The organism is Thioalkalivibrio sp. XN279 (assembly GCF_011089885.1).
In the GTDB taxonomy this organism is placed as follows: Bacteria; Pseudomonadota; Gammaproteobacteria; order Steroidobacterales; family XN24; genus XN24.
The window spans coordinates 618,313-644,611 of record NZ_JAANBD010000028.1; the positions used below are offsets into that span (position 1 = coordinate 618,313).

Genomic DNA, 26,299 nt, shown 5'->3' on the forward strand with positions numbered 1-26,299 from the left:
CGCTGGGGCGCCGTCAGACGGCCGCCGCGCCGCCGACGATCTCGGCGAGTTCCTGGGTGATCGCGGCCTGGCGCGCCTTGTTGTAGGCGAGCTGTAGCCCGTCGATCAGTTTGCCGGCATTGTCGGTGGCGCTCTTCATGGCCACCATGCGCGCCGCCATTTCGCAGGCGACGTTCTCCACCGCGCCGCGATAGACCTGCGACTCGATGTAGCGGGTCAGCACCTGCTCGACCAGCTCCGTGGAGCTGGGCTCGTAGATGTAGTCCCAGTGGGTCTGCAATTCCTCGGCGTCCTGCGTCTGGGCCGGGAGCAGCGTCAGGGTGACGGGCTTCTGGCTCATGGTGTTGACGAACTCGTTGTGCACCAGGAACAGCCGGTCCAGCGAGCCCTCGCTGTACTCGTTCAGCATCACCTGGATGGCGCCGATGAGGTCCTGCACGCGCGGCACGTCGCCGAGGTCCTGCAGGCTGGCGACGATGTTCACGTCCAGCCGGCGGAAGAACTGCGCCGCCTTGCGTCCGACCAGGCACAGCTCCACCTCGACGCCCTTGTCGCGCCACTCGCGCAGCTCGCGCAGCGTGCGGCGGAACAGGTTGGCGTTGAGGCCGCCGCACAGGCCGCGGTCCGACGACACGATGATGTAGCCGACCCGCTTGGCCTCACGCTCCACCATGAAGGGGTGGCGGTAATCCGGGCGCGCCTGCATCAGGTGCCCGATCACCGTGCGGATGCGCTCGGCATAGGGGCGGGATGCTTCCATCCGCTCCTGCGCCTTGCGCATCTTCGCCGCAGCGACCATCTCCATGGCCTTGGTGATCTTGGCCGTGTTGCGGATGCTCTTGATCTGCGTGCGGATTTCTTTGGCGTTGGCCATGCGGCTCTCCGCTTTTTACCAGGTGCCGGTGGCGACGAAGTCGGCCACGCCCTTCTTCATCTCGCCCGCGATCTCGTCGTTCCAGTCGCCGGTCTCGTTCAGCTTCTTCATCAGCTCCGGGTGCGCCGAGTCCATGTGGCCGTGCAGCGCGTGCTCGAAGTCGCCGATCTTGTCCAGCGGGACCTTGTCGATGAAGCCTTCGTTGACGGCGAACAGCGACACCGCCATCTGCGCCACGGAGAGCGGCGAGTACTGCTTCTGCTTCATCAGCTCGGTGACGCGCTGGCCCCGGTCGAGCTGCTTGCGGGTGGTCTCGTCCAGGTCGGAGGCGAACTGCGCGAAAGCGGCCAGCTCGCGGTACTGGGCCAGCGCCAGGCGGATGCCGCCGCCGAGCTTCTTGATGGCCTTGGTCTGGGCGGCGCCGCCGACGCGCGACACGGACAGGCCGGCGTTGATGGCGGGCCGAATGCCGGCGTTGAACAGGTCCGACTCGAGGTAGATCTGGCCGTCGGTGATGGAGATCACGTTGGTCGGCACGAAGGCGGACACGTCGCCGGCCTGGGTCTCGATGATCGGCAGCGCGGTGAGCGAGCCGGTCTTGCCCTTCACCTTGCCGTCGGTCGCCTTCTCCACGAACTCGGCGTTGACGCGCGCGGCGCGCTCCAGCAGGCGCGAATGCAGGTAGAACACGTCGCCGGGGTAGGCTTCACGGCCCGGCGGGCGGCGCAGCAGCAGCGACACCTGGCGGTAAGCCCAGGCCTGCTTGGTCAGGTCGTCGTAGATGATCAGCGCGTCTTCGCCCTTGTCGCGGAAGTACTCGCCCATGGCGCAACCGGCGTAGGGCGCGATGTACTGCAGCGCAGCCGAGTCGGCGGCGGGCGCGGCGACGATGATGGTGTGGTCCATCGCGCCGAACTCTTCCAGCTTTCGCACCACGCCGGCGATGGACGACTGCTTCTGGCCGATCGCCACGTAGATGCACTTAACGCCGGTGCCCTTCTGGTTGATGATGGCGTCGATCGCCACGGCGGTCTTGCCGGTCTGGCGGTCGCCGATGATCAGCTCGCGCTGGCCGCGGCCGACCGGGACCATGGCATCGACCGACTTCAGGCCGGTCTGCACCGGCTGGCTCACCGACTGGCGCCAGATCACGCCCGGCGCCACCTTCTCGATGGGCGAGCTGTGCTCGGTCTTGATCGGGCCCTTGCCGTCGATCGGCTGGCCGAGCGAGTTCACCACGCGACCCAGCAGGGCCTCGCCCACGGGCACCTCGAGGATGCGACCGGTGGTCTTGACCTCGTCGCCCTCGGAGATGTGCAGGTAGTCGCCGAGCACCACCGCGCCGACCGAGTCCTGTTCCAGGTTCAGCGCCAGGCCGAAGGTGTTGCCCGGGAATTCCAGCATTTCGCCGTAGGCCGCGTTGGCCAGGCCGTGGATGCGCACGATGCCGTCCGTCACCGAGACCACGGTGCCGACGTTGCTGGCGACGGTGGCCGACTGGAAGTTGAGGATCTTCTCTTTGATCAGATCGCTGATTTCAGATGCCTTGATGGACATTTCCTGTAATCCTTTAGTGCGTGACGGCGCCGGCGAGCCTTTCCAGGCGGCCGGACAATGAGCCATCGATGACCAGGTCGCCAGCGCGGATGATCGCGCCGCCGAGCAATTTCGCGTCAGTGTCGCAGTGCAGCCGGACGTCGCGGCCGAGGCGCTTCTTCAAGGCCGTCGCGAAGCTCTCGCGCTGGGACGCGTCGAGCTCCACCGCGGACGTCAGCTGCACGTCCACGACGTTCTCGGCCTCCGCGCGCAGCACCTCGAACTCGGTCGCGATCTCCGGCAGCCAGGCCACGCGGTCGTTCTCGGCCAGCAGCTTGATGAAGCTGGCGCCGTGGGCGCCCGCGCCGTCACCGCAGAGCTCGATGAACAGCCCGGCGAGCGCCTCGCGCGTCACCGCCGGGTTGCCGATCAGTGCCTGCACGCGCTCGTCGGCCGCCGCGATGGCGCCGCGCCCGAGAAAATCGGACCAGCCCGCGAAGGCGTCGGCCTCTTTCGCGATCTCGAACACGGCCTTGGCGTAGGGCCGCGCGACGGTCATCTTCTCTGCCATGGCTGCGACTCTCCCCGGACCGCGCTACAGCTGACCGGCGAGGCGGTCGAGCAGGTCGCGATGGGCCGTGGCGTCGATCTCTTTCTCGAGCAGCTGCTTCGCCCCGCTCAGGGCGATCGCAGCGACTTCCCCGCGCAGCGTTTCGCGCGCGCGGTTGGTCTCCTGCTCGATCTCGGCACGGGCCTGGGCCAGCATGCGCTCGCCGGTGGCCTGGGCGGTCTCCTTGGCCTCCTCGACCAGCTCGGCGCCGCGGCGCTCGGCCTGCTCGATGATCAGCGTCGCCTGCTGGCGAGCTTCGCGCAGCCGCTCCGCCACCTGGGCGTCGGCCGCCTCGAGCGCCTTCTGGCCGCGGTCCGCCGCCGCCAGGCCCTCGGCGATACGCGCCCGCCGTTCCTCCAGCGCCTGCATGACCGGCGGCCAGACGAACTTCTTGGTGAACCAGACGAAGACCAGGAAGGTCAGCATCTGGCCGAAGAGTGTCAGGTTAATGCCCACGATTCCGACTCCCGATCAGCGTGCGTTTGCTGGCAGAGACGCCATCCGGCGCTTCAGCCCTGGAGAGCGGCGAGCAGCGGATTGGCGAACAGCAGCAGCGCGGCGAATGCGACACCGATGATGGCCAGGGCGTCGAGCAGGCCGGCGACGATGAACATGCGGATCTGCAGCATGTTGGCCATTTCCGGCTGGCGCGCGGCGCCTTCGAGGAACTTGCCGCCGAGCAGGCCGAAACCGATGCCGGTGCCGAGCGCCGCGAAGGCGAAAATGAGGCCCACGGCAAGAGCGGTAAAGGCCTGGACTGATGCAATAGCTTCCATGGTCAATCTCCGTAGGAGGCGGTTTCTACAGGGGTGAAATCAATGCTTCTCGTAAGCCAGCGCAATGTAAACGATGGTCAGCGTCATGAAGATGAACGCCTGCAGCGGGATCACGAGAATGTGGAAGATCGCCCAGGCGCTGCCGGGAAGCCACTGGATCCAGAAGGGCAGCATGGCGATCAGGATGAAAATGAGCTCGGCGGCATACAGGTTGCCGAACAGTCGCAGCGCGAGAGAGACCGGCTTGGCGATCATCTCCACGGTGTTGAGAATGAGGTTGAAAGGCACCAGCAGCGGGTTCTTGCCGAAGGGGTGGAACAGGAACTCCTTGCCGAAGCCCGCGGCGCCCTTGCCCTTGATGCCGTAGTAAATGATCAGCGCCAGCACCGACAGCGACAGGCTGAAGGTCGCGCTCATGTCGGCCGACGGCACGACCCGCATGTACTCGATGCCGACCATGGCGGCCAGCACGGGGAACAGGTCGACCGGGATGAGGTCCATGAGGTTCCACAGGAACACCCACACGAAAATGGTCAGCGCCAGCGGCGCGAGCAGGTCCTTGGGGCCGTGGAAGGCGTCGCCCACCGACTTGTCGACGAACTCCAGTATGGTCTCGACGAAATTCTGCATCTTCCCGGGCACGCCGGCGGTCACCGCGCGGGCAGCGCCGTAGAACACGCCGAGGAAAATCAGGCCGGTGACCCAGGACCAGAACAGGGTGTCGATGTGGATGGTCCAGAAGCCCTCTCCGACGGAGAGATGCTTGAGGTGATGCGTGACGTATTCTGTCGGAGAACTTGCCATGGCCGTCATCCACCAAAGCCCTGTCGATCACGTCGCGTAAACACCAGCGCCAGCCAGTTGACCACCAGGGTGGCGACGAACGTGACCACGAGCGGAACAAACACGTGGCTCAAAAAAATGGCTGCCGCCGAAAACATGGCTACAGCCATCACCAATTTCAGGACCTCCGCCTTCACGAAGGCCGCAAACATGGCCCGCGGGCCCGCTTGAGCCGGCACCGCGAACACCCGTAATGCCATCCAGAGGCTCAGCACGACGCTGATTCCCCCTCCTGCGAGGGCTCCGAGCGCGGCATCCCCGCCCATCGTGAGCCCGTAGAGGGCCGCGGCGACCAGGGTCACACCCGCTTGTCCGGCGATGATCTTTCCGGGTACTGAACCGACCCGTTGTTGCATGCCGAGAAACCCGGCCCTCAAAGCCCGAGGATTATAGCCAGATTCCGCAGGCGCAGCAAAGCCCGGAAAGCCTTGCGGCGGCATTTTTTGCCGCGCCGCGCGCCCGCCTTTACTTAATGTGGCCGAGGATGCCCTCGAGCTCATCGAGGCTGTTGTAGCTGACCACCAGCTTGCCGCGCCCGCTGGCGGTGTGTTGCAAGGCCACCCGGGCGCCGAGCTTGTCGGCCAGCTCGCCCTCGAGGCGACGGATGTCCGGGTCGCGGGAGGTCGTCGGGCCGGCCTGCTTTGGCGGCGGCGCCTGCAGGCGCTTCACCAGCCGTTCGGTCTCGCGCACCGACAGGCCCTTCTTCACCACTTCGCGCGCGGCGGCGGCCTGGGCCTTCGGGTCGGCCAGGCCCAGCAGCGCACGGGCATGGCCCATTTCCAGCTGCCGGCGCTCCACCAGCGCCTTCACTTCCTCGCCCAGCTCGAGCAGGCGCAGCAGGTTGCTCACCGCGGCGCGCGAGCGGCCCACGGCCTCGGCGGCCTGCTGGTGGGTCAATTCGAATTCGCGGGTCAGGCGGTCCAGGGCGCGGGACTCCTCCAGCGGGTTGAGGTCCTCGCGCTGGATGTTCTCGATCAGCGCCATCGCCACCGCGGCCTCGTCCGGCACGTCGCGCACGATCACCGGGACCTTCTGCAAGCCGGCCAGCTGGGCGGCGCGCCAGCGGCGCTCGCCGGCGATGATCTCGAAGCGCACGCCCGCGGCCGTTTCGCGGATCGGGCGCACCACGATGGGCTGGACCACGCCCTGGGCCTTGATGGAGTCGGCCAGGTCCTCGAGCGACTCCTGGCGGATGTCGAGGCGCGGCTGGTAGCGGCCGCGCTGCATCAGCTCGACGGCCAGCTCGCGGTACTGGCCCGTGTCGCGGCTCTCCGTGCTCTCCGCCCGCGCCGTCGTCGACAGCAGGGCGTCCAGGCCGCGACCGAGGCGTTTCTTGACGGCCATGGGGCTCGAATCTCCGTTTAAGTCCAATCTTCCGCTACGCGCCGGCAGTGTACCGCAAGGCTCAGCCGTTACGCTGCGCCGCCTCGCCGCGACGGATCATCTCGCCGGCAAGCGCCAGGTAGGCCAGCGCGCCGCGGCTGGTCTTGTCGTGAAACAGCGCCGGCATGCCGAAGCTCGGCGCTTCCGCCAGGCGCACGTTGCGCGGGATCACGGTGCGGAACACGCGCTCGCCGAAGTGCAGGATGAGCTGCGACGAGACCTCATTGGCGAGGTTGTTGCGCGGGTCGAACATGGTGCGCAGGATGCCCTCGATGCGCAGCCCCGGGTTCACGGCGTCGCGGATCTGCTCCACGGTGCCGACCAGCGCCGACAGGCCCTCCAGCGCGTAGTACTCGCACTGCATCGGGATCAGCACGCCCGTGGCGGCGGTGAGCGCATTCACGGTCAGCATGTTGATCGACGGCGGGCAGTCGATCAGCACGTAGTCGTAGTCTCCGGCGATGTCCTTGAGCGCCGTGCGCAGGCGGGTCTCGCGGCCGAACTCGTTGATCAGCCGCACCTCGGCCGTGGTCAGGTCGTCGTTGCCGGGGATCAGGTCGAAGCCGCCGGGGTCGGTGCGGACCACGGCCTCGCGCGCCGGCGCCTCGCCCAGCAGCACGTCGCAGGAGGAGACCTCGAGCGCGCGCTTGTCGATGCCCGAACCCATGGTGGCGTTGCCCTGGGGATCGAGGTCCACCAGCAGCACGCGGCGCCTGGTCGCCGTGAGCGACGCGGCGAGGTTCACTGCAGTCGTGGTCTTGCCCACGCCCCCTTTCTGGTTGGCGACCGCCAGTATCCGGGTCACTTGGGCGCTTCCTCGCGACAGAATTCGAGCAGGTGGCGCTCGGCGCGCAGGCCCGGCACGACGAGCCGATGCACGCTGTCCAGGCGCCAGCCCGCGGGCAACGCCGCCAGCTCGTTCTCGGGCAGCGTGCCCTTCATGGCGAGCAGGCGGCCGCCCGGCTTGATCTGGTCGCCGGCGGCGCGGATGAAATCACCCACCGAGGCGAATGCGCGGCTCACCACGCGACAGAAGCCGTCGGCTTCCTCGTAGTCCTCGACGCGGGCGCGCACCACCCGCACGTTCTTCAGCCCGAGGCGGTCGACCGCGTGCTCGATGAAGCGGGTTTTCTTGCCGGAGGCATCCAGCAGCACGAACTGCTGCTGCGGTCGCGCCAGCGCCAGCACCAGCCCCGGCAGCCCGGCCCCGGTACCGACGTCGAGCACGGGTCCGTCGTCAAGGAACGGCAACACCACCAGGCTGTCCAGCACGTGGCGCGTCACCATCTCTTCCGGGGCGCGCACGGCGGTGAGGTTGTAGGCGCCGTTCCACTTCTCCAGCAGCGCCACGTACTGCGCCAGCGCGGCGGCAAGCCCGGGCGGCTCCGCCAGGCGCAGGGCGGCCAGGCCGTGCTCGATCAGTTGCTGGATGCGGGATGTGTCCACAGGGACCCCTCGACGTGGGCCCGCAAGTATACCGAATCAAAAGGCTCCGCCGCGCCGGCCGGCGCGGTCGGAGCCGGACCGCGGCGCCGCGGCCGGGGCTAGATCTCGAGCGGCTGGGGTCGATCGGCCCGCAGCGGGGCGGCCGGCAGCACGCCAGGGGACCGGTCGCGGCTCATGCCGTGCGCGCCGCGGCCGGAGTAGGGGCAGTAATTCATGTTGCGATGCGCCTCGCGCTGAGCCGGGGTCATGGACTCCCACATGCGGCGCATCTCGGCCACGTGCGCCTCCTTTTCGGCCGCGCTCATGCCGTGCGCGGCGTGCACGCCCGCGAGCCGCTGCATCGAGCCGGCACGCACTTCGGCGCTGTAGTTATCCCACGCGGTGGAACCCAGCCAGGCCAGTGACACCACGGCGGCCCCGGCGATGAAACCCTTCAGCTGCATGGCACTCTCCTCGTTATAAGAATGTCTCGCAGGGATGTCTTCGCCGCCCGCCCGCGATCGGGTTCACGCGCGCCCGCGTCCGCAGGCCGTGCGCGGCAGCGAGGTGTTCAGCCGTCGACCAGCAGCGCCATGAACGCGTCGACCGGCGTCGCCTCGAGCCGCTGCTGGTCCGCGCACACCGACTTCAGCGCCTTGAACTGGCGCTCGGACAGCCGGGCCTTGAGGCTGTGCTCGAACTTGCGCACCAGCGCCGGGATCCCCTCGGCGCGGCGCTTGCGGTGGCCGATGGGGTACTCGACCTCGACGCGGTCGGTGGAACTGCCGTCCTTGAAGATCACCTGTATCGCATTGCCGATGTAGCGCTTCGCCGGGTCGTAGTAGTCGCGGGTGAAGCGCTCGTTCTCGCGCACCGTCATCCTGGCGCGCAGCGCGTCGATGCGCGGGTCGCGCGCCACCTCGTCCTCGTAGTCGGCCGCGACCAGGCGACCGAAGATCAGCGGGATGGCGGTCATGTACTGGATGCAGTGGTCGCGATCGGCCGGGTTGTCCAGCGGCCCGGTCTTGTCGATGATGCGGGCGCCCGGCTCCTGGGTCTCGATGACCACTTCCTTGATGTCGTCCAGGCGATCGCGCACCTCGGGGTGCAGCGCCAGCGCCACCTCGACCGCCGTCTGGGCGTGGAACTCGGCCGGGAAGGAAATCTTGAACAGCACGTTCTCCATCACATAGGTGCCGTAGTCCTGCCCCAGGACCAGGTCCTTGCCGCCGAACAGCACGTCCTGGAAGCCCCACTGCGGCGCCGTGAGCGCCGAGGGATAGCCCATCTCCCCGGTGAGCGCCATGAGCGCATGCCGTACGCCGCGGCTGGAGGCGTCGCCCGCGGCCCAGCTCTTGCGCGAGCCGGTGTTGGGCGCGTGGCGGTAGGTGCGCAGGGCGCCGCCGTCGATCCAGGCGTTCGACACGGCATTGATGACCTGCTCGCGCGTGCCGCCCAGCATGTGAGTCGCGACCGCGGTGGAAGCGATGCGCACCAGCAGCACGTGGTCGAGGCCGACGCGGTTGAAGCTGTTCTCCAGCGCCAGCACGCCCTGGATCTCGTGCGCCTTGATCATGGCCTCGAGCACGGCGCGCATGGTGAGCGGCTCATCGCCCTCGGCGCTGCGCTGGCGCGACAGGTAATCGGCCACGGCGAGGATGGCGCCGAGGTTGTCGGAGGGATGCCCCCACTCGGCCGCCAGCCAGGTGTCGTTGAAGTCCAGCCAGCGCACCAGGGCGCCGATGTTGAACGCGGCCTGCACCGGGTCGAGCTCCCAGTGCGTACCGGGCACGCGCGCGCCGCCGGGGAGCGTAGCGCCCGGCACGAGGGGCCCGAGCAGGCGGGTGCAGGCCGGGTAGTCCAGGGCCTGGAAGCAGCAGGCCAGCGAGTCCTTCAGGCAATAGCGCGCCGTCTCCAGGGCCGCGGCGCTCTTTATCTCGTAGCCGACGACGTAGTCAGCGATGTCGACCAGCACCCGGTCCGGATCGGGGCGCCGGGCCGACCGCCTGTCTGCGCTGGGCATGCAGACTTCTCCCGCTGCCGGCGGCGCGCTCAGCCGCGCTCGGCGATGGGCGTCCAGGCCTGCAGGCCGGGGCCGGTGTAGTCTGCGCCGGGACGGATGAGGCGATTGTTGGCGCGCTGCTCCATGACGTGCGCCGACCAGCCGGTGGTGCGCGAGCACACGAAGATGGGCGTGAACAGCGGCGTCGGGATGCCCATGAAGTGGTAGGCGCTGGCCGAGTAGAAATCGGCGTTGGGGAACAGCTTCTTCTCGTCCCACATCACCTTCTCGATGGCCTCCGAGACCGGGAAGATCACGGTGTCGCCGCGCTCGTCGGCCAGCTTCTTGGCGAAGGTCTTGATGACCTTGTTGCGCGGGTCGGAGGTGGTGTAGACGCGGTGGCCGAAGCCCATGATCTTGTCCTTCGCCGCCAGCATGGCGTGCACGCCCTTGTCCGCCGCTGCCGCACTGTCGAAGCGCTGGATCAGCTCCATCGCGGCCTCGTTGGCGCCGCCGTGCAGCGGGCCGCGCAAGGCGCCGATGGCGCCGGTGATGGCGGAGTGGAAGTCGGACAGCGTGGCGGCGATGACGCGCGCGGTGAAGGTCGAGGCGTTGAACTCGTGCTCCGCGTACAGGATCAGCGACACGTCCAGCACGCGGCGGTGGAAGTCCGACGGCGCCTTGCCGTGCAGCAGGTGCAGGAAATGGCCGGCGACGCTGTCGTCGTCGGTCACGGTGTCGATGCGCACGCCGTCCTGGTGGAAGCGCCACCAGTACAGGAGCATGGAGGGGAAAGCCGCGAGCAGGCGGTCGGCCACCAGCACCTGCGGCTGGTCGTCGTTCTCCGGCTCGAAGTTGCCGAGCAACGAGCAGCCGCTGCGCAAGACGTCCATGGGATGAGCGTCGCCGGGGATGGCCTCCAGCGCCTGCTTGAGCGCATTCGGCAGGTCCCGCAGGCCCTGGAGCCGGGTGACGTAGGCGTCCAGCTCGGCCTGCGTCGGCAGCTTGCCATAGTGCAGCAGGTAAGCGACCTCCTCGAAGCGCGCGTTCTCGGCCAGGTCATAGATGTCGTAACCGCGGTAGGTCAGGCCGGCGCCCTCCTTGCCCACGGTGCAGATCGCGGTTTCGCCCGCGGTGACGCCCGCCAGGCCGCCTGCTTTCTTGTCCTTGCTCATCGTTATTCTCCCTGGGTCGGTTGCTTGGCGCCGTCCGCCGCAAACAGCGCATCGAGCTTCTGCTCGTAGTCGTGGTAGCCGAGCACGTCGTACAGCTCGGCGCGGGTCTGCATGGCGTCCAGTGACGCCCGCTGCGTCCCCTCGCGGCGCAGGTCCTCGTACACCGCCAGCGCCGCCTTGCTCATGGCGCGGAAGGCAGACAGCGGGTAGAGCACCAGCCGCACGCCGGTTTCGCCCAGCTCTGCGGTGGTGAACAACGGCGTCTTTCCGAACTCGGTGATGTTGGCCAGCACCGGCACGCTCACCGCCGCAGTGAACTGGCGGTATTCGTCCAGCGTCGTCAGCGCCTCGGCAAAGATCATGTCGGCGCCGGCCTCGACATAAGCCTGGGCGCGCTCGATGGCCTGGGCCTGGCCTTCCACGGCATGGGCGTCGGTGCGCGCCATGATGCCGAAGGCGGCATCCGTGCGGCCGTCCACCGCGGCGCGAATGCGGTCGCACATCTCGGCGGCCGGCACCAGCGCCTTGCCGGGGCGGTGGCCGCAGCGCTTGGCCGAGACCTGGTCCTCGAGGTGCAACGCGGCTGCGCCGGCGCGGATCATTTCCTTCACCGTGCGCGCGATGTTGAAGGCGGCGCCCCAGCCGGTGTCGGCGTCCACCAGCAGCGGCAGGTCCGTGGCCCCGGTGATACGCCGGATGTCCTCGCAGACGTCGTTGAGGCTGGTCATGCCGAGATCCGGGAGGCCGAAGGAGGCGTTCGCCACCCCGGCCCCCGACAGGTATAGAGCGCGGAAGCCGGCGCGTTCGGCCAGCAGCGCGGAGTAGGCATTCACGGTCCCGACCACCTGCAGGGGGCGTTCGGCCTCGAGGGCGGCGCGAAAGCGTGCGCCGGCGGACTGGATCTCAGGCATGTCTCACTCCCATGGGGCAGCGCACCATTCTAGCGCATGCGGGGCCCGCTGCCGCGGCCCGGCCGCACTGGGCCTCAGGCGCGCAGGTCGACGAGGGTACGGCCGCGCACTGCGCCGTCGATATAAGCGTCGAACGCGGTGGCAATTTCGCTCAAAGAGACGACATTGTCCGCGATCTGGTGCAAATGTCGCGGTTTCAGGTCGCTTGCCAGCCGCGCCCAGACCTGCAGCCGCAGGTCGCGGGGCGTGGCCACCGAGTTGACGCCGAGGATATTGGCGCCACGCAGGATGAACGGCATCACCGTGGTGTGCAGCTCGTGGCTCTGCGCCAGGCCGATGCTGGCGATCGAGCCCCACCAGTCCATGGTGCGCGTCAGCCAGGCCAGCGTCTCGCCGCCGAGGTTGTCCACGGCGCCGGCCCAGGTCGCTTTCTCCAGCGGCCGCGTGCCCATCTCGAACTCGCCCCGCACCAGCACCTCGGCGGCGCCGAGCTCGCGCAGGTAGTCGGCCGACGCGGCCTTGCCGGTCAGGGCCGTGACCGCATAGCCCCGCCCCGCCAGCATGTCCAGCGCCAGGCTGCCCACCCCGCCGGTAGCGCCGGTGACGATCACCGGGCCCTTGTCCGGCGCCAGGCCGTTGTGCTCGAGGCGATGGATCGCCAGGCCGGCGGTGAAGCCCGCGGTGCCGAGCTGCATGGCGGCGCGGGTGTCGAGGCCGTCCGGCACCGGGATCACCCAGTCGCCGCGCACCCGGGAATACTCAGCGTAGCCGCCGTCATGCTCTTCGCTCAGCCCGCAACCCGTGACCAGCACGGCGTCACCCGGCCGATAGCGCGGGTCTTCCGAGCTGACCACCTCGCCCGCCACGTCGATGCCGCCGACCAGGGGGAAGCGGCGCAGGATCCGGCCCTTGCCGGTGGCGGCCAGGGCGTCCTTGTAGTTGATGCTCGACCAGTGGCCGCGTATGACCACGTCGCCGGGCCCGAGATCGTCCAGCGACAGGTCTTCGAGGCGCGCCTCGACACCCTTGCCGGCCTGGTGGATGCGGAAAGCCTTGAAGGTGCTCATGCCTGGTCTCCGTGTTGCAGCCAGTGAGCGAGGCCCTGGGCGTTCAGCGCCAGGTCCATGCGCAGCACTTCCTCGCGGAACTCGGGGTCGGAATCGACGCCGTGCTCGTCCAGGCGCCGGAAGGTCCAGTCGCGCAGGGCGTCGCGGATGGACGCCTCGGGATCGTCGTCGTCGCGCCGGGCCCGCGCGATCTCGACATAGGCCTCGAGGTCGCGGTGCAGCTGCGGCGCCAGCGCGGCGGGGGCCTGCACGCAGCTGAAGTGCGTCAGGAACACCCGCTCCGGCTTGTAGGAGAGGATGCGATGAATGGTGGCGTGAGCCGCCTCCGGGTCGAACTGCACCGGGGTGGTGGTGGGGAAAATGAAGGGCCCGGCGTCGCTGTCGAGCTCGCGATAGGAAATGCCGAAGCAGTCGCCCGTGAACACGCCGCTGGAAGCCGGGTCGACGATGCAGTAATGGTGTCGCGCATGGCCCTCGGTGTGAATGAACTCGACTTCCCGGTCGCCCAGCCTGAGCCGCTCGCCGTCCTCGACGGTACGAATCCGCTCGGGCGGTATGGGCCGAATTTCGCCATACAGCTGCCGGAAAGCGTCCTCGCCATAGACCGCGATCGAGCCCGCAACCAGCTTCGCCGGGTCGGCAAGGTGGCGCGCGCCGCGCGGATGCAATACCGCGGTGGCGTTCGGCAGCGCCGCCATCAGTTCGCCCGCCCCGCCGGCATGATCGAGGTGCACGTGCGTCACCCACACCCAGTCGACCTGCTCGGGCGCAAGGCCTTTCTCCTCCAGCGCGGCGAGCAACAGCGGCACCGAATGCGTGGTGCCCGTATCCACGAATGCGGCGCGATCGCCCTGCACGACGAGATGGCTGGCATCCAGGCCCGGGCGCACGTATTCCGTGTCGATGGCCGTGATCCCGGCGTCGAAATCAATCAGGATGGGTTTCTGCACTTCCTCACTCCCCTGCGGCTGGGCTGCCGGCTGGACCGCCGTTTGACCCCCGATTGTGTCGCTTCCGGCCGCCGCGAGCAAAAAGCGCATGGCGGCTGAGCTCGTCCTGGTGCTCGGCGACCAGCTGGATCCGCGCAGCGCGGCGCTCGTCGCCGCAGCGCGCGACGACGCCGTGGTGGTGATGATCGAGTCCTCGGGCGAGGCCACCCACGCGTGGAGCCACAAGCAGCGCATCGCCCTGTTTCTCGCCGCCATGCGCCATCACGCAGCAGAGCTGCGCAGGGCGGGCTGGACGGTCGATTACCAGGCGCTCGAGGCCGGGCACGACTCGCTTGGCGCCGGCCTTGCCGAAGCGATCCGGCGCCATCGCCCCGCGCGGGTGCGCATGGTCGAGGCTGGCGAGTGGCGTGTGCAGGCCATGGTTGAATCCGCCTGCGCCGACGCCGGCGTCGCCCTGCAGGTGCATGACGACACGCATTTCTATTGCGGCCGAGAAGATTTCGCGCGCTGGGCCCGGGGCAGGAAGCAGCTCGTGATGGAGTTTTTCTATCGCGACATGCGTAAGCGATTTGATGTGCTGATGGAGGAAGGCAAGCCCGCCGGCGGCGAGTGGAACTTCGACCGCGCCAATCGCGGCAGCTTCGGCCGCCAGGGGCCGGGGACGATCCCGGCGCCGCGCCGCTTCGCCCCCGACGCTATCACCCGCGAGGTACTGGCCGAGGTCGCGGCGCGCTTTCCCGCTCACCCGGGCAGCCTGGAGGGCTTCGGCTGGCCGGTCACCCCGGCGGAGGCTGAAGCCGCGCTGGAGGACTTCGTGGCACGGCGGCTGCCACTGTTCGGCCGCTATCAGGACGCCATGTGGCAGGGCGAGCCATGGCTGTACCACGCCCACCTCGCGGCCGCCCTGAACCTCAAGCTGCTCGACCCGCGCCGCGCCGTGGACGCAGCGGTCGCGGCCTGGCGCTCAGGGCAGGCCCCGCTGGAGGCCGCGGAAGGATTCGTGCGCCAGGTGCTGGGCTGGCGCGAGTTCATCCGCGGCGTGTACTGGCGGGAGATGCCCGGCTACGCCGGGCGCAACCACTTCGGCCACGACCGGCCGCTGCCGGGATTCTTCTGGGACGCCGGCACGGAGCTGAACTGCCTCAAGCAATGCTTCGACGACACGCTGGCGAACGGTTACGCCCACCACATCCAGCGCCTCATGGTGATCGGCAACTTCGCCTTGCTCGCCGGCCTCGACCCGCGCGCCGTGTGCGACTGGTTCCTCGGCATCTACGTCGACGCGGTGGAGTGGGTCGAGCTGCCCAACACGCTCGGCATGGCGCTGCATGCCGACGGCGGCATCGTCGGCACCAAGCCCTATGTCGCCAGCGGCGCTTACATCAAGCGCATGAGCAACTACTGCGCCGGCTGCCGCTACGACCCGGGCCAGCGCAGCGGCGCGGACGCCTGCCCCTTCACGCTGCTGTACTGGGATTTCCTCGCGCGCCACCGCGAGCAACTGGCCGCCAACCCGCGCATGGGGCTGGCGGTGAAGAACCTGGAGCGGATCGGGGAGGACGAGCTGGCCCGGGTCAGGGCCGCAGCGACGGCTTTCCTGGCGACGCTCGAAGCGTGTTGACCTGCCGGGACCCGCCGGCACGGGTCCGGCAGTCCCGGTTACTTCTTCGGCGTCGTCAGCCCGCGCATCGCCGCGTAATAGGCGGCGAGGTCGGCAATGTCGTCGTCCGACAGGCCGGCCGCCATCGGCGCCATGAGCGCGTTGTTGCGCTCGCCGCTGCGGTACTGCCTCAGCGCGTGCTCCAGGTAGTCCGCGTACTGTCCCGCCAGCACCGGGAAGTTCGGTGCCGTGCCACGACCGTCATCGCCGTGGCAGGCCACGCAGGTGGCCGACTTGGCCTTGCCCAGCTCGGGGTTGCCGGCCTCTGCACTGCTGGCAACCAGCGCACCCGCCGCCAGCAGGGCGACCGGGAAAACCTTGTGCCACATGCTCATTCCCCCTGCTCCTCGAACCACTTGGCGATGGCCTGCATCTCTTCCTCGCTCAGCGTCACCGCGTTGGCGTGCATGGTGGAATGGGGCCGCTCGCCGTTGGCGTAGGCGCGCAGCGCGTCCACGATGTACTGCGCGTGCTGCCCGCCCAGCTTCGGCACGTGGTAGGTCGGGTAGGCGTTCTTGTAGCCCTTGATGGCATGACAGCCGAGGCAGGTCTCGACCGCTGCCGGTCGCTCCCCGGCAAGCGTCGTGCCCGAGGCCAGCAGGCCGGCCAGGGCCAGTCCGATCGTTACGGCGCGCGGTCGCATCGGCAAGCATCCTCCAGGTGAACGCGGTGGCGTCGAATCGCGGCGGTATGGTAATCAGGGAAAACCGAAAAAGCCAATCAACCGACGGCCAAGGAGAACGCCATGCTGCGCCTCAAACCCGCCTTCCTCATCGCCGCACTCGCCGGGCTGCTCGTCGTCGCTCCCGCCACCACCGCCGCCACACCCGACAGTCCGACGGTCAGCGCGACCGGCACCGGATACGCTGAAGTAGCCCCCGACATCGCCGTGCTGCGTTTTGGCGTGACGTCGCGGCAGCCGAACGTGGCCGCCGCACGCGACGAGGTGGCCGCCGGCGTCGGCCGGCTGCTCGAGCTCGCACGCAGCTTCGGCATCGCGGACGAGCACATCTCCACCGCGGCCCTCAACGTGCGGCCGGACACGTCCTGGAACCCGGAGACGCGCACCCAGGAACACCGCGGCTTCATCGTCAGCCGCCAGCTCAGCTTCAAGCTGACGGACATCTCCCGGCTGGGCGAGCTGACGGAGCGCGCGCTCGGCCTCGGGGTGACGGAAGCCTCGCCTGCGGCGTTCGATACTTCGCGGCGCGAGGCGCTGGAGGCCGAAGCGCTGGCAGCCGCCGCGCGGGACGCGCGCGCCCGCGCCACCACGATCGCGACCGCGCTCGATGCCAAGGTCGGCAAGCCGCTGAGCCTCAGCGCGGTGGGCGGTTTTGCACCGCCCCAGCCCATGCTGCGCGCCACGATGGCGGAAGCCGACGGCATGGGCGGTGCGGAGACCTACGAGCCCGGGCTGATCCGCGTCGAAGCCGGGGTCAACGCCACCTTCGAGCTGGAGGACTAGGGCAGCGGGCTGTCAGGGGCGCTGGAGGGTGACGAAGCGGCTCGGGTGCACGTTGAGGGGGTTGTCCTCGATGCCCTGCACCCAGGGCTTGACCAGTTTCTTGCTGACGTAGAAGTACAGCGGCATCAGCGGCGCCGCCTCGATGAGGCGCGCCTCCGCCGCAGCCAGCAGGCGCATGCGCGTCGCGGCATCGCCCGCGGCAGCGGCCTCGCGCAGCAGGCGGTCGTATTCCGGGTCCGACCAGCCGGTGCCGTTGACCTGGCTGTCCGCGGCAAGGATGCCGAGGAAACTGTCGGGCTGGGCGAAATCGGCGATCCAGCTGCCGCGATAGACCTGGGTCACGTCGCCGGCACGGACGTTGCCCAGCAGGACGCGAAACTCCTCGCGCACCAGGTCGGTCTCGATCCCGAGTCCCTCGCGCCAGAAGGCGCCCACCGCAACCGCCACGCGGTCGTGCAACTCGCCGCTGTTGTAACGGATCTCGAGGCGCAGCGGGGTTTCCGCGTCATAACCCGCTTCTGCCAGCAACGCCCGGGCGCGCTCCAGGCGCACGCTGCGCCGCTGCTCGCACAGCGCATCACGCGGCGGCGCGTAGCCCGGCAGGCCCGGCGGCACGAGGTTGCACGCCGGCAGCTCGCCGGCGCCGACCACGCGCCCGGCGATGAGCTCGCGATCCACCGCCAGCGACAGGGCCCGGCGCACGCGGGCGTCGTCCAGCGGCGGCCGTCGCGTGTTGAAGCCGTAGAAATAGACCGCGAGGTACGGGCTGATGCGCAGCTCCTCCGGGACATGCTCCTGCAGCCATGGCACGCGGGATACCGGCACGGTGTAGGTCATGTCGAGCTCGTCGGCGCGGTAGCGCGACAGCTCGCTGGCCTGGTCCGGCAGCGACAGGTAGCGCACCTGGTCCAGCGACACGTTGTCCGCGTCGCGGTAGGCGGGATTTCGCAACAGCACCAGGTGTGAGCCGGGCACGCGCTCGCCGAGGCGGAAGGCGCCGCTGGAGACCTTGCCGCCAGGCGCCAGGTCGTCGCGCCGCGGACTGGCTGCAGGATGGGCGAGCAGTTCGTCCAGCCACGGCGTGGGCCGTTCCAGGACGATGCGCAGGGTGTGCTCGTCCTCCGCCCGCACCGCCGGCCCGTCCGCGCCGCCGCTCATGCCGGCGATGGCGCTGAACAGCTCTCGATGCGGCGAGGCGACGGCGGCCGTCGCCATCTGCCGAAAGGCGAGCACGAAATCCCCGGCCCGCACCGGGCGGCCGTCCGACCAGCGCGCCGCCGGGTCGAGCTCGAACACCCATTCCAGTCCGTCTGCGGAAACTTGCCAGCTGCGCGCGGCACCTGGGATGACCCGGCCGGCGGCGTCCAGCGCCGTCAGGCCTTCGTGCAGGTCGCGCAGTACGTTGAGCGCCGGCTCGCTGCGTGCCTGCAAGGGATCGAGTGACTCCGGATCGGCGCTGTTGCCCCGCACGAACTCGACCACGTCGACGGCATCTCCCCCGGTCTCGGGCTCGGGCGCGCACGCCGCCACCAGGGCCAGGGCGAGAAGCAGTACCGGGATGCCGCGACGACGCCCGGATCGGGCCGGCTTCATTTCAGTATCCTCGCTGCGCCACATCGATGGAGATGTTGCGCGTATAGGTGCGATTCAGCACGTTGGACTCGTAGCCGCGCACCCAGGGCTTCACCAGGTGCCGGCTGACCGGGTGGTACAGCGGCAGGATGGGAACGAACTCGAGCATGCGCCGCTCTGCCGCCTCGAGCATGACGCGCCGCGCGGCGGGGTCCTGTTCCAGTGCGGCCTGCTGCAGCAGGCGCTCGTACTCGGGATCGTCGTAGCCGGTGTCACTCACGGCGCCAGTGGTCTTCAGGATCTCGAGGAAGTTGGAGGCGTCGTTGTAGTCGCCGCGCCAGGACAGGCGCAGCACCTGCCACTGGTCCGGGTCCTTGCGGCGCGACAACATGACGCGGAACTCCTCGTTGTGCAGCGTGCTTTCGACGCCGAGATGCTCGCGCCACATCGAAGTCACGGCGACGGCGATGCGGCGCAGGTTCTCGTCGGTGTTGTAGTGCACCGTGAGGCGCAGCGGGTTGTCGGGGCCGTAACCGGCCTCCTGCAGCAAGGCGCGCGCGGCGGCGATGCGCTCATCCATCGGCAGCGCGCGCCAGGCGAAAGACTGGGCGTTGTAATCCAGCACGCCCGGCGGCACCAGGCCATAAGCCGGCCGGTCGCCGTAGCCCACCACGGACGCGGCGACGCGCTCGCGGTCGACGGCCATGGCGAGCGCGCGGCGCACGCGCAGGTCGTCGGTGGGCGGCCGCAGGGTATTGAACAGCCAGTACTGCGTGCTCAGCGCCGGCGCCACCTTGAGCTCGTCGCCGAGGTTCTCGCGCAGCCACGCGTAGCGCGCGATGGGAATCTGCACCGTGTAGTCGAGCGCGTCGGTGCGATAGTGATTCAGCTCCGCCTCGGGCAGGTCGAAGGCATAGAACCGCACCACGTCCACCTGCGGCCGCTCGCGGAAGAACTCGTTGCGTACCAGTTGCACATAGCTCTGCGGCTCCCACAGGTCGAGCCGGTAGGCGCCGTTCGAGACCATGCGGCCGGGCCGCGCGAAGCCATTGCCGTGCGCCGCGAGACTCGGGCGATGCACCGGGAAGGTGACGGGATGCGTCAGCAGGCCGAGCAGGTAGGGCGTGGGTCGGGTGAGGCGCAAGGCCAGGCGGTAATCGTCCAGCGCGGTGATGCCGAGAGCATCCGGTTGCGCCTCGCCCGCCGTGATCTCGCTGGCGTTCTCGATCATCCGCAACAGCCCGGCCTCGGTGCTCGCCGTGGCCGGGTCCACGGCGCGCCGGAAGCCGGCGACGAAGTCCGCCGCGGTGACCGGGTCGCCGTTGGACCAGCGTCCGTCGGGCCGGAGCGTGAAGCGCCATTCCAGCCCGTCGCTGCTCACCTCCCAGGAAGACGCCGCGCCGGGGACCAGTTCGCCCGCACTGGTCTCCGCCACCAGGCCTTCGTAAAGATCGCGGATGACGTCCCTGCTGTTCTCGTCCTGGGCGCGTTGCGGGTCCAGCGTCGCCGGCTCCGGGCCATTGCCGCGACGGAACACCACGGGCGCCACCGCGTCGGCGTCCCGGGCTGCGGGCGCGGGCGCCCGGTCGCAGCCCGCCAGCGACAGCCCCAGCAGCCCGGCCAGCCCCAACACCTTTAGCACTGCCAGCCCCAGTGCCGGCGCGCGTCTCACGCGACCTCCCCGTCGGGCGCCTGGCACCTTTTCAAGTGGACCATGAGCAGCGATACGGCCGCCGGCGTCACCCCGGCAAGGCGCGCCGCCTGGCCCAACGTCGCCGGGCGGGCCTCGGCCAGCTTCTGCCGCACCTCGTGAGACAGCCCGCGCACCGCGCCGTAATCGAGATCCTCGGGCAGCGGCGCCGTCTCGTGCCGGCGCTGGCGCTCGATTTCCTGCTGCTGGCGCCGGATGTAGCCATCGTAGTGGGTGCGGACCTCGATCTGCTGCGCCACCTCAGGCGCCACGCCCGGGCCGGCGATACAGCCCAGCGCGAGCAGGTCGCGATACGCGACCTCCGGCCGGCGCAGCAGCTCCAGCGCGGTGCTCTCCCGCGTCGGCGCGCCGCCGGGGAAGGCCGCGGCGCGCTCCGGGTCGAGCGCTTCCGGCCTCACCCGGGTCCGGGTGAGGCGTTCGGTCTCCGCCGCCACCGCGGCCTGCTTCTGCTCGAACGCGGTCCAGCGCGTGTCGTCCACCAGTCCCAGCTCGCGCCCCTGCGGCGTCAGGCGCTCGTCGGCATTGTCCTCCCGCAGCAGGAGGCGGTACTCGGCGCGGCTGGTGAACATGCGGTAGGGCTCGGTGGTGCCGCGCGTCACCAGGTCGTCGACGAGTACGCCGATGTAGGCCTCGTGGCGGCCCGGCACCCATGGCCCCTGGTCGCGCAGGGCACGCACCGCATTGATGCCGGCGAGCAAGCCCTGGGCCGCGGCTTCCTCGTAACCGGTCGTGCCGTTGATCTGCCCGGCGAAGAACAGGCCGCGGAAATGCCGTGTCTCGAGGCTGGGGCGCAGGTCGCGCGGGTCGAAGTAGTCGTACTCGATGGCGTAACCGGGCCGCGTCATGTGCGCGCGCTCGAAGCCGGGGATGCTGCGCACGAGGTCGTACTGCACGTCGAAAGGCAGGCTGGTGGAAATCCCGTTCGGATAGACCTCGCGACTGTCCAGGCCTTCCGGCTCGACGAACACCTGGTGCGATGGCTTGTCGGCAAAGCGCGTGATCTTGTCCTCGACGGAGGGGCAGTAACGCGGGCCGATCCCCTCGATGGTGCCGCTGTACATGGGCGAGCGATGCAGCGCCGCGCGGATGATGTCGTGCGTGCGCTCGGTCGTGTGGGTGATCCAGCACGGCAGCTGGCGCGGATGGTCCTCGCGCCGGCCGAGGAAGCTGAACACGGGCCGCGGCTCGTCGCCCGGTTGCGCGCGCATGGCGTCGTAGTCCAGGCTGCGGGCGTCCAGCCGCGGCGGCGTGCCGGTCTTCAGCCGACCCACCCGCAGGGGCAGCTCCCGCAGGCGCGCAGCGAGCCGGTTGGACGGCGCATCCCCGGCACGCCCGCCGGCATGCTGCGCCTCGCCGACGTGGATGCGGCCGCCGAGAAAGGTGCCCACGGTCAGCACCACGGCGCGCGCGCGGAACGCCAGTCCCATCTCGGTCACCACGCCGGCCACGCGCTCGCCCTCGATCACCAGGTCCGCCGCGCCCTGCTGGAACAGCAGCAGGTTCGGCTGCGCCTCCACCATGCGGCGGATCGCGGCGCGGTACAGCGCGCGGTCGGCTTGCGCCCGCGTAGCACGCACCGCCGGACCCTTGCGCGCATTGAGGGTGCGGAAATGAATGCCGGCCAAATCCGCGCCGCGCGCCATCGCCCCGCCGAGCGCGTCGATCTCGCGCGCCAGGTGTCCCTTGCCGATCCCGCCGATGGCCGGGTTGCAGCTCATCTGGCCGATGGTCTCGATGTTGTGCGTCAACAGCAGGGTGCGCGCGCCCATGCGGGCGGACGCGAGCGCCGCCTCGGTGCCGGCATGGCCGCCGCCGATGACGATGACGTCGAAATCCTCCGGGTGCTGCAATGCGGTGTTCCTGGCGTGGCCTGCGCGGTTTCCGGGCGCCAATGATACCCGCGTGCCGCACGCACAGCAGCGCCGCCAGAAAAGTATGGCCGCGTATCTGAGAATGCGGTCACAGACGGCGCGGGCGCCGGAAGTCATTCTGCAGGACCCCGGGCCGCCTGACTGGCCCGGCAGAACCCAGGGAGACGACGCTTGGGCCGAACGGCTGGAGTGGAGCACGCCGCGCAGGGCCGCGCGCACATGGACGCGCGCATGGCCGTGCGGCTGCGTCGCTTCTACATGGCGCTGGCCTCTTACGCCTTGTGGACGGTCATCGCGCTGATCGGCTGGGCCGGCGGCCTGATCGCCATGCCCGTCTGGCTGATGCTCGCCATGCTCTCCGGCGTGATGCTTTCCAACGCCTGGTTCTGGTACATGCTGCGCTCGGGCCGCAGCCTGAGCTATGCCGATCCCTCCATGACCAAGGCCCAGGTGACGCTGGGACTGTTCTGGATCCTGGTGGTCATCGGGGCCTCGCACGTCGACCGCAGCCTGATGATGGTCGTCTACATCGTCATCATGCTGTTCGGGATATTCCGCCTGGACCGGGACGACTTCCTCAAGCTGACTGCACTGGCCCTCGCGGGTTACGTCGTGGTGGTGGCCGCCGACGTGGTGATCCGCGACGTGCCCATCGACCTTTTCACCGAGGGCGTGCGCTTCCTGGTGCTGGCGTCCTGCCTGCTGTGGTGCACTTTCTTCGGCTCGCACGTCGCGCAGCTGCGCGCCGCCCTGCGCCGGCAGAACGAAGCGCTGCAGGAGCACGTCAAGGACGCCCAGCGCATCGCCGACCGCGACCACCTCACCTCGGCCTACAACCGCCGCTATATCATGAAGGCGCTGGAGGCGGAGCGCGCGCGCTCGGAACGCCGCCACGCGCCCTTCTCGATCATCATCTTCGACCTCGATCACTTCAAGAGCATCAACGACCAGCACGGTCACGTCACCGGCGATCGCGTGCTCACACGCTTCGCGCAGGTGGCGCGGCGCGAGTTGCGCGCGGTCGACGTCATCTCGCCCGGGCGACGGCGCCATGCCTTCGGTCGCTTCGGCGGCGAGGAATTCATCGCCCTGCTGCCGGAAACCGGGCTGGAGGGGGCACGCCACTGTGCCGAGCGCATGCAGGAAGTGATGGCGCAGGAACGCTTCGAGAACGGCATCACGGTGACCTTCTCGGCCGGCATCGCCGTGTACCGCTATGGCGAGACCATCGAGCAGACGCTCAGTCGCGCCGACGACGCCTTGTACCGGGCCAAGCATGCCGGGCGCAACCGCGTCTTCGAGGAGAAGCCCACCTCCAAGCCGGGCAAGGTCGTCCGCCTCGTCCAGCGCGATTGAGACTCGCCAGCCGGGCGAAGCGCGAACGGCTCACTTGCCGATACAGAACTCGCTGAAGATCCGCCCCAGCAGGTCTTCGGTCGTTACGCGGCCGGTGATCTCTCCGAGCGCATCCTGCGCCTGGCGCAGCTCCTCCGCTGCCAGCTCCGGTGCGTGTGCCGCGCGCGACAATGCGACTGCCCGCGTTGTCGCCGCTGTCGCCCGGTCCAGCGCTGCGAGATGCCGCCGTCGCGCCGCGAAACTGCCGCCCTCGCCGGCGCCGTGACCGGCGAACACCCGGAGACGTTCCCGCAGCAGGTCGATGCCCTCCCCGGTCAGTGCCGAGAGCCGCAGGCATTCCGCGCCGTCGGCCGCTGTCTCGGGCCCGGCCGGCAGGCCCAGCAGGTCGGTCTTGTTGCGCACCCTGAGCACCGGGATGCCTGCAGGCAATCCGCCAGGGCTGCTATCGGCTGCAGCCGCGCCGCCGTCTTCCACCAGTAGCACCAGGTCGGCCCGCGCCATGGCTTCGCGCGCCCGGCGGATGCCTTCCTGCTCGACACGGTCTGCCGCTTCGCGCAGGCCCGCCGTGTCGACGACCCGCACCGGCATGCCGTCGATGAGAATGTCCTCCCGCACCAGGTCGCGTGTCGTGCCCGGCAGCTCGGTCACGATCGCGGCCTCGTAGCCCGCCAGGCGATTCAGCAGGCTCGACTTGCCGGCATTGGGCGGGCCGGCGATCACCAGCGTCAGGCCGTCACGCAGCACGCGTCCGCGGTCGGCCGCCTGGCGGACTGCGGCCAGGTCGCGCAGCAGGCTGTCCAGCAGCCCGGCCAGTTCGGGGTCGTCCACGTCGTCCACGCCTTCTTCCGGGAAATCCAGCCCGGCCTCGAGTCGGACGCGCAGCTGCGTCAACTGCTCGACCAGCGCTGTCACGCGGCCGGAGAATTCTCCTTCCAGCGAGCGCAACGCTGCGCGCGCGGCCTCGGCCGAGGCGCTGGCGATGAGATCCGCGATCGCCTCGGCCTGCGCCAGGTCGAGCCGGCCGTTGAGGAAGGCGCGTCGCGTGAACTCGCCCGGGCCGGCTTCGCGGGCGCCCAGCGCCACGAGGCCGCGCACCAGCAAGGTGGCAACGACCGGGCTGCCGTGCAGCTGAAACTCCACCGTGTCTTCACCGGTGAAGGAGCGCGGACCGGGAAACACCAGCACCAGGGCGCGGTCGAGCGGCTCGCCCTCGATCCTCAACTCGCGCAGCGCGGCGCGGCGCGCCGGCGGCAGGTCAGCGGTGACCTGTGCTGCGAGTGCCAGCGCCCGGTCCCCGGAGAGCCGCACGATGCACACGCCGCCGCGCCCGGGCGGCGTGACAGCCGCCACGATGGTGTCGCCTGCGGCCAGGACGCTCACGCCACCGGCCTTCGGGCCGGGGGCGACGACGCTATGCGCCGCCCGCCTCGACGACCTTGTTGATGCGCCACTGCTGCAGGATGGCAAGCAGGTTGTTGACGAACCAGTACAGCACCAGTCCCGCCGGGAAGAAGGCGAAGAACACCGTGAAGATCACCGGCAGCAGCTGCATGATCTTCGCCTGCACCGGATCCGGCGGCGCCGGGTTCAGCTTCTGCTGGAACCACATGGTGACGCCCATCAACAACGGCAGGATGAAGTAGGGATCGCGCGAGGACAGGTCCTGGATCCACAGCGCGAACGGCGCCTGGCGCATCTCCACGCTCTCCAGCAGCACCCAGTACAGCGCCAGGAACACCGGCATCTGCACCAGGATCGGCAGGCAGCCTGCAGCCGGGTTGACCTTCTCCTTCTTGTACAGCTCCATCATTGCCTGCGACAGCTTCTGGCGGTCGTCGGCGTAGCGTTCCTGCAGGGCTTTCATGCGCGGCTGCAACTTGCGCATCTTGGCCATCGAGCGGCCGCTGGTCTCCGACAGCTTGTAGAACACCGCCTTGATCAGCACCGTCATGATGATGATGGCCCAGCCCCAGTTGCCGACCAGGGCGTAAATCTTCGACAGCAGCCAGAACAGCGGCTGCGAAATGACGGTCAGCCAGCCGTAATCCACGGTCAGGCGCAGCTTCGGCGCCGTCGCCTCGAGCTGGTCCTGCAGCTTGGGGCCGACGAAATACTGGTCGGTGAACACCGTCGCCTGCCCGGGAGCCACGGCCTGCGGCATCCCCACCGCCGTGACGGTGTAGAGGCCCTCCGGGGTCGAATTGGCGCTGAATTGCGCGCGCCCGCCCGGCACGGCCGCGGTAAGGAAGTGATGCTGGATGGAGGCCACCCAGCCGCCCTCGGTGGTGTACTCGATGCCGCTCTTGGCGAGATCGCCGACGTCCAGCTTTTCGTACTTCTCGCCGTTGAAAGTGACGGGCCCGCGAAAGGAATAGCTCTCGACATCGGTCAGGCTGCGCCCCGGCGGATCATGCAGGCGCCGGATCTGCAGGTAGCTGGCCCCGTTCCAGTCGGTCTCGCCCTCGTTCTGCAGGCGCTGCTCCAGGCCGACAGCGTAGCTGCCACGCTCAAAGCGCCAGGTCTTGGTGACTACGACACCGTCTTCGAGGGTCGCGGTGAGCGGGACTTCGAGCACGTCCTGGCCCGGCTCCAGGCGGAACTCCATGCGCGGTGCGCTGAACAGGGTGTCGGACCGAGTCGACGCGCCGGGGGGGCGTGCGGTCAAGCCGGAGCGGAACACGTAGAGACCGTCGGCGGTCGGGTCGAGCAACTGCACGGGCACGTCGGGCGCGTTCTTGTGCACCGGGTACTCGGGCAGCACGGCCTTCACGAGGTCGCCGCCGCGCGGACTGATCTCCAGGTCCAGCACGTCAGTGATGACGCGGATGCGTTGCTCCGATGCCGGGGCGGTCTGGGTCGCGCCGGGCACTTCACGCGCCTCGGCGCCGCCCGGGGCAGCGGGCGGCGGCGGCACATCGCCGGCGCCGGCACCTTCGGGCAGGGCCGGGGCGGCGGCGCCCTCATCGAAACCCGGCGCCTGCAGGGCCTCGGCGCTATTCGTGGCGGCCGGCGGCGGTGGCGGACGCTGGTCCTGCAGGAAGGCGGTGTAGTTCAACCACACCATCATCGCCAGGGCGATCCAGAGAAATACTCGCTGGTTATCCATGAGCTT

General features: G+C 69.3%; 26 protein-coding genes. 3 read left to right on the plus strand and 23 right to left on the minus strand.

The window, feature by feature from the left end; genetic code table 11:
* Positions 1 to 13: 13 nt before the first annotated feature.
* From atpG to G8346_RS12570, 16 genes are all read right to left on the minus strand, one after another.
* The gene (gene atpG, locus G8346_RS12495) at positions 14 to 874 is read right to left on the minus strand and encodes a F0F1 ATP synthase subunit gamma (RefSeq protein ID WP_166051716.1); all 861 of its coding nucleotides are present in this window, start codon (positions 872 to 874) and stop codon (positions 14 to 16) included.
* 15 nt (positions 875 to 889) lie between these two features.
* Positions 890 to 2,431: a F0F1 ATP synthase subunit alpha gene (atpA, locus tag G8346_RS12500; protein ID WP_166051718.1), complete on the minus strand. Its 1,542-nt coding sequence runs from the start codon at positions 2,429 to 2,431 to the stop codon at positions 890 to 892.
* Positions 2,432 to 2,444: 13 nt separating this feature from the next.
* Positions 2,445 to 2,981 carry a F0F1 ATP synthase subunit delta gene (locus tag G8346_RS12505; protein WP_166051719.1) on the minus strand — a complete coding sequence of 179 codons (537 nt, stop codon included), beginning with the start codon at positions 2,979 to 2,981 and terminating at the stop codon, positions 2,445 to 2,447.
* 24 nt (positions 2,982 to 3,005) lie between these two features.
* Complete coding sequence (locus tag G8346_RS12510; RefSeq protein WP_166051721.1) at positions 3,006 to 3,476, minus strand: F0F1 ATP synthase subunit B; 471 nt, start codon at positions 3,474 to 3,476, stop codon at positions 3,006 to 3,008.
* Positions 3,477 to 3,529: 53 nt separating this feature from the next.
* Positions 3,530 to 3,787 (minus strand): F0F1 ATP synthase subunit C, encoded by a 258-nt coding sequence (gene atpE / locus G8346_RS12515; protein ID WP_370520649.1) that lies wholly within the window; start codon positions 3,785 to 3,787, stop codon positions 3,530 to 3,532.
* 48 nt (positions 3,788 to 3,835) lie between these two features.
* Entirely contained in the window at positions 3,836 to 4,600 is a 765-nt protein-coding gene (atpB, locus tag G8346_RS12520; protein WP_166051727.1) for a F0F1 ATP synthase subunit A, read from the minus strand.
* 5 nt (positions 4,601 to 4,605) lie between these two features.
* On the minus strand, positions 4,606 to 4,995 hold the full coding sequence (locus G8346_RS12525) for an ATP synthase subunit I (RefSeq protein WP_166051729.1): 390 nt from the start codon (positions 4,993 to 4,995) through the stop codon (positions 4,606 to 4,608).
* A gap of 109 nt (positions 4,996 to 5,104) precedes the next feature.
* Entirely contained in the window at positions 5,105 to 5,983 is an 879-nt protein-coding gene (locus G8346_RS12530; protein ID WP_166051731.1) for a ParB/RepB/Spo0J family partition protein, read from the minus strand.
* Between the two features lie 61 nt (positions 5,984 to 6,044).
* Positions 6,045 to 6,827 (minus strand): ParA family protein, encoded by a 783-nt coding sequence (locus G8346_RS12535; RefSeq protein WP_166051733.1) that lies wholly within the window; start codon positions 6,825 to 6,827, stop codon positions 6,045 to 6,047.
* Positions 6,824 to 7,468, minus strand: a complete 645-nt coding sequence (gene rsmG / locus G8346_RS12540; RefSeq protein WP_166051735.1) for a 16S rRNA (guanine(527)-N(7))-methyltransferase RsmG — start codon at positions 7,466 to 7,468, stop codon at positions 6,824 to 6,826. The genes G8346_RS12535 and rsmG overlap by 4 nt, the downstream gene beginning before the upstream one ends.
* Before the next feature lie 98 nt (positions 7,469 to 7,566).
* Positions 7,567 to 7,911, minus strand: coding sequence for a hypothetical protein (locus tag G8346_RS12545; RefSeq protein WP_166051737.1), 345 nt, complete (start codon positions 7,909 to 7,911; stop codon positions 7,567 to 7,569).
* Positions 7,912 to 8,018: 107 nt separating this feature from the next.
* On the minus strand, positions 8,019 to 9,470 hold the full coding sequence (locus G8346_RS12550; protein WP_166051739.1) for a bifunctional 2-methylcitrate dehydratase/aconitate hydratase: 1,452 nt from the start codon (positions 9,468 to 9,470) through the stop codon (positions 8,019 to 8,021).
* Between the two features lie 29 nt (positions 9,471 to 9,499).
* Positions 9,500 to 10,624, minus strand: coding sequence for a 2-methylcitrate synthase (prpC, locus tag G8346_RS12555; RefSeq protein WP_166051741.1), 1,125 nt, complete (start codon positions 10,622 to 10,624; stop codon positions 9,500 to 9,502).
* A gap of 2 nt (positions 10,625 to 10,626) precedes the next feature.
* Positions 10,627 to 11,535, minus strand: coding sequence for a methylisocitrate lyase (gene prpB, locus G8346_RS12560; protein ID WP_166051743.1), 909 nt, complete (start codon positions 11,533 to 11,535; stop codon positions 10,627 to 10,629).
* Positions 11,536 to 11,609: 74 nt separating this feature from the next.
* Positions 11,610 to 12,602: an oxidoreductase gene (locus G8346_RS12565; RefSeq protein WP_166051745.1), complete on the minus strand. Its 993-nt coding sequence runs from the start codon at positions 12,600 to 12,602 to the stop codon at positions 11,610 to 11,612.
* Positions 12,599 to 13,552 (minus strand): MBL fold metallo-hydrolase, encoded by a 954-nt coding sequence (locus G8346_RS12570; protein WP_370520632.1) that lies wholly within the window; start codon positions 13,550 to 13,552, stop codon positions 12,599 to 12,601. The genes G8346_RS12565 and G8346_RS12570 overlap by 4 nt, the downstream gene beginning before the upstream one ends.
* Before the next feature lie 88 nt (positions 13,553 to 13,640).
* Between G8346_RS12570 and G8346_RS12575 the strand changes: the two genes are divergently transcribed.
* Complete coding sequence (locus G8346_RS12575) at positions 13,641 to 15,173, plus strand: cryptochrome/photolyase family protein (protein ID WP_166051750.1); 1,533 nt, start codon at positions 13,641 to 13,643, stop codon at positions 15,171 to 15,173.
* Between the two features lie 38 nt (positions 15,174 to 15,211).
* On the opposite strand, the gene G8346_RS12580 is transcribed toward G8346_RS12575, so the two are convergent.
* Complete coding sequence (locus G8346_RS12580) at positions 15,212 to 15,547, minus strand: cytochrome c (protein ID WP_206202720.1); 336 nt, start codon at positions 15,545 to 15,547, stop codon at positions 15,212 to 15,214.
* Positions 15,544 to 15,855: a c-type cytochrome gene (locus G8346_RS12585; protein WP_166051752.1), complete on the minus strand. Its 312-nt coding sequence runs from the start codon at positions 15,853 to 15,855 to the stop codon at positions 15,544 to 15,546. The genes G8346_RS12580 and G8346_RS12585 overlap by 4 nt, the downstream gene beginning before the upstream one ends.
* A 102-nt stretch (positions 15,856 to 15,957) precedes the next feature.
* Here G8346_RS12585 and G8346_RS12590 point away from each other — a divergent pair, with 102 nt between their 5' ends.
* The gene (locus tag G8346_RS12590; RefSeq protein WP_166051754.1) at positions 15,958 to 16,677 is read left to right on the plus strand and encodes an SIMPL domain-containing protein; all 720 of its coding nucleotides are present in this window, start codon (positions 15,958 to 15,960) and stop codon (positions 16,675 to 16,677) included.
* Positions 16,678 to 16,689: 12 nt separating this feature from the next.
* Here the strand turns inward: G8346_RS12590 and G8346_RS12595 are convergent, their stop codons facing one another.
* From G8346_RS12595 to mnmG, 3 genes are read right to left on the minus strand one after another with little or no spacing between them, the layout of a single operon-like run.
* The gene (locus G8346_RS12595; RefSeq protein WP_166051756.1) at positions 16,690 to 18,270 is read right to left on the minus strand and encodes a peptide ABC transporter substrate-binding protein; all 1,581 of its coding nucleotides are present in this window, start codon (positions 18,268 to 18,270) and stop codon (positions 16,690 to 16,692) included.
* 1 nt (position 18,271) lies between these two features.
* Complete coding sequence (locus G8346_RS12600) at positions 18,272 to 19,921, minus strand: peptide ABC transporter substrate-binding protein (RefSeq protein ID WP_166051758.1); 1,650 nt, start codon at positions 19,919 to 19,921, stop codon at positions 18,272 to 18,274.
* The gene (gene mnmG, locus G8346_RS12605; RefSeq protein ID WP_240901447.1) at positions 19,918 to 21,810 is read right to left on the minus strand and encodes a tRNA uridine-5-carboxymethylaminomethyl(34) synthesis enzyme MnmG; all 1,893 of its coding nucleotides are present in this window, start codon (positions 21,808 to 21,810) and stop codon (positions 19,918 to 19,920) included. Before mnmG ends, G8346_RS12600 begins: the two co-directional genes overlap by 4 nt.
* Before the next feature lie 192 nt (positions 21,811 to 22,002).
* Between mnmG and G8346_RS12610 the strand changes: the two genes are divergently transcribed.
* Positions 22,003 to 23,187, plus strand: coding sequence for a diguanylate cyclase (locus G8346_RS12610; protein ID WP_166051762.1), 1,185 nt, complete (start codon positions 22,003 to 22,005; stop codon positions 23,185 to 23,187).
* A gap of 30 nt (positions 23,188 to 23,217) precedes the next feature.
* Here G8346_RS12610 and mnmE read toward each other — a convergent pair whose 3' ends face one another.
* Both mnmE and yidC read right to left on the minus strand, forming a co-directional pair.
* Positions 23,218 to 24,567 (minus strand): tRNA uridine-5-carboxymethylaminomethyl(34) synthesis GTPase MnmE, encoded by a 1,350-nt coding sequence (mnmE, locus tag G8346_RS12615; RefSeq protein ID WP_370520635.1) that lies wholly within the window; start codon positions 24,565 to 24,567, stop codon positions 23,218 to 23,220.
* 31 nt (positions 24,568 to 24,598) lie between these two features.
* Positions 24,599 to 26,293, minus strand: a complete 1,695-nt coding sequence (yidC, locus tag G8346_RS12620) for a membrane protein insertase YidC (RefSeq protein WP_166051764.1) — start codon at positions 26,291 to 26,293, stop codon at positions 24,599 to 24,601.
* Between the last annotated feature and the right edge of the window lie 6 nt (positions 26,294 to 26,299).

Bases quoted from the DNA above. Each gene is read 5' to 3' on its own strand.
- atpG (WP_166051716.1), bottom strand. From the start codon at position 874: ATGGCCAACGCCAAAGAAATCCGCACGCAGATCAAGAGCATCCGCAAC.
- atpA (WP_166051718.1), bottom strand. From the start codon at position 2,431: ATGTCCATCAAGGCATCTGAAATCAGCGATCTGATCAAAGAGAAGATC.
- G8346_RS12505 (WP_166051719.1), bottom strand. From the start codon at position 2,981: ATGGCAGAGAAGATGACCGTCGCGCGGCCCTACGCCAAGGCCGTGTTC.
- atpB (WP_166051727.1), bottom strand. From the start codon at position 4,600: ATGGCAAGTTCTCCGACAGAATACGTCACGCATCACCTCAAGCATCTC.
- G8346_RS12525 (WP_166051729.1), bottom strand. From the start codon at position 4,995: ATGCAACAACGGGTCGGTTCAGTACCCGGAAAGATCATCGCCGGACAA.
- G8346_RS12530 (WP_166051731.1), bottom strand. From the start codon at position 5,983: ATGGCCGTCAAGAAACGCCTCGGTCGCGGCCTGGACGCCCTGCTGTCG.
- G8346_RS12545 (WP_166051737.1), bottom strand. From the start codon at position 7,911: ATGCAGCTGAAGGGTTTCATCGCCGGGGCCGCCGTGGTGTCACTGGCC.
- G8346_RS12550 (WP_166051739.1), bottom strand. From the start codon at position 9,470: ATGCCCAGCGCAGACAGGCGGTCGGCCCGGCGCCCCGATCCGGACCGG.
- prpC (WP_166051741.1), bottom strand. From the start codon at position 10,624: ATGAGCAAGGACAAGAAAGCAGGCGGCCTGGCGGGCGTCACCGCGGGC.
- prpB (WP_166051743.1), bottom strand. From the start codon at position 11,535: ATGCCTGAGATCCAGTCCGCCGGCGCACGCTTTCGCGCCGCCCTCGAG.
- G8346_RS12565 (WP_166051745.1), bottom strand. From the start codon at position 12,602: ATGAGCACCTTCAAGGCTTTCCGCATCCACCAGGCCGGCAAGGGTGTC.
- G8346_RS12575 (WP_166051750.1), top strand. From the start codon at position 13,641: ATGGCGGCTGAGCTCGTCCTGGTGCTCGGCGACCAGCTGGATCCGCGC.
- G8346_RS12580 (WP_206202720.1), bottom strand. From the start codon at position 15,547: ATGAGCATGTGGCACAAGGTTTTCCCGGTCGCCCTGCTGGCGGCGGGT.
- G8346_RS12585 (WP_166051752.1), bottom strand. From the start codon at position 15,855: ATGCGACCGCGCGCCGTAACGATCGGACTGGCCCTGGCCGGCCTGCTG.
- G8346_RS12590 (WP_166051754.1), top strand. From the start codon at position 15,958: ATGCTGCGCCTCAAACCCGCCTTCCTCATCGCCGCACTCGCCGGGCTG.
- G8346_RS12595 (WP_166051756.1), bottom strand. From the start codon at position 18,270: ATGAAGCCGGCCCGATCCGGGCGTCGTCGCGGCATCCCGGTACTGCTT.
- yidC (WP_166051764.1), bottom strand. From the start codon at position 26,293: ATGGATAACCAGCGAGTATTTCTCTGGATCGCCCTGGCGATGATGGTG.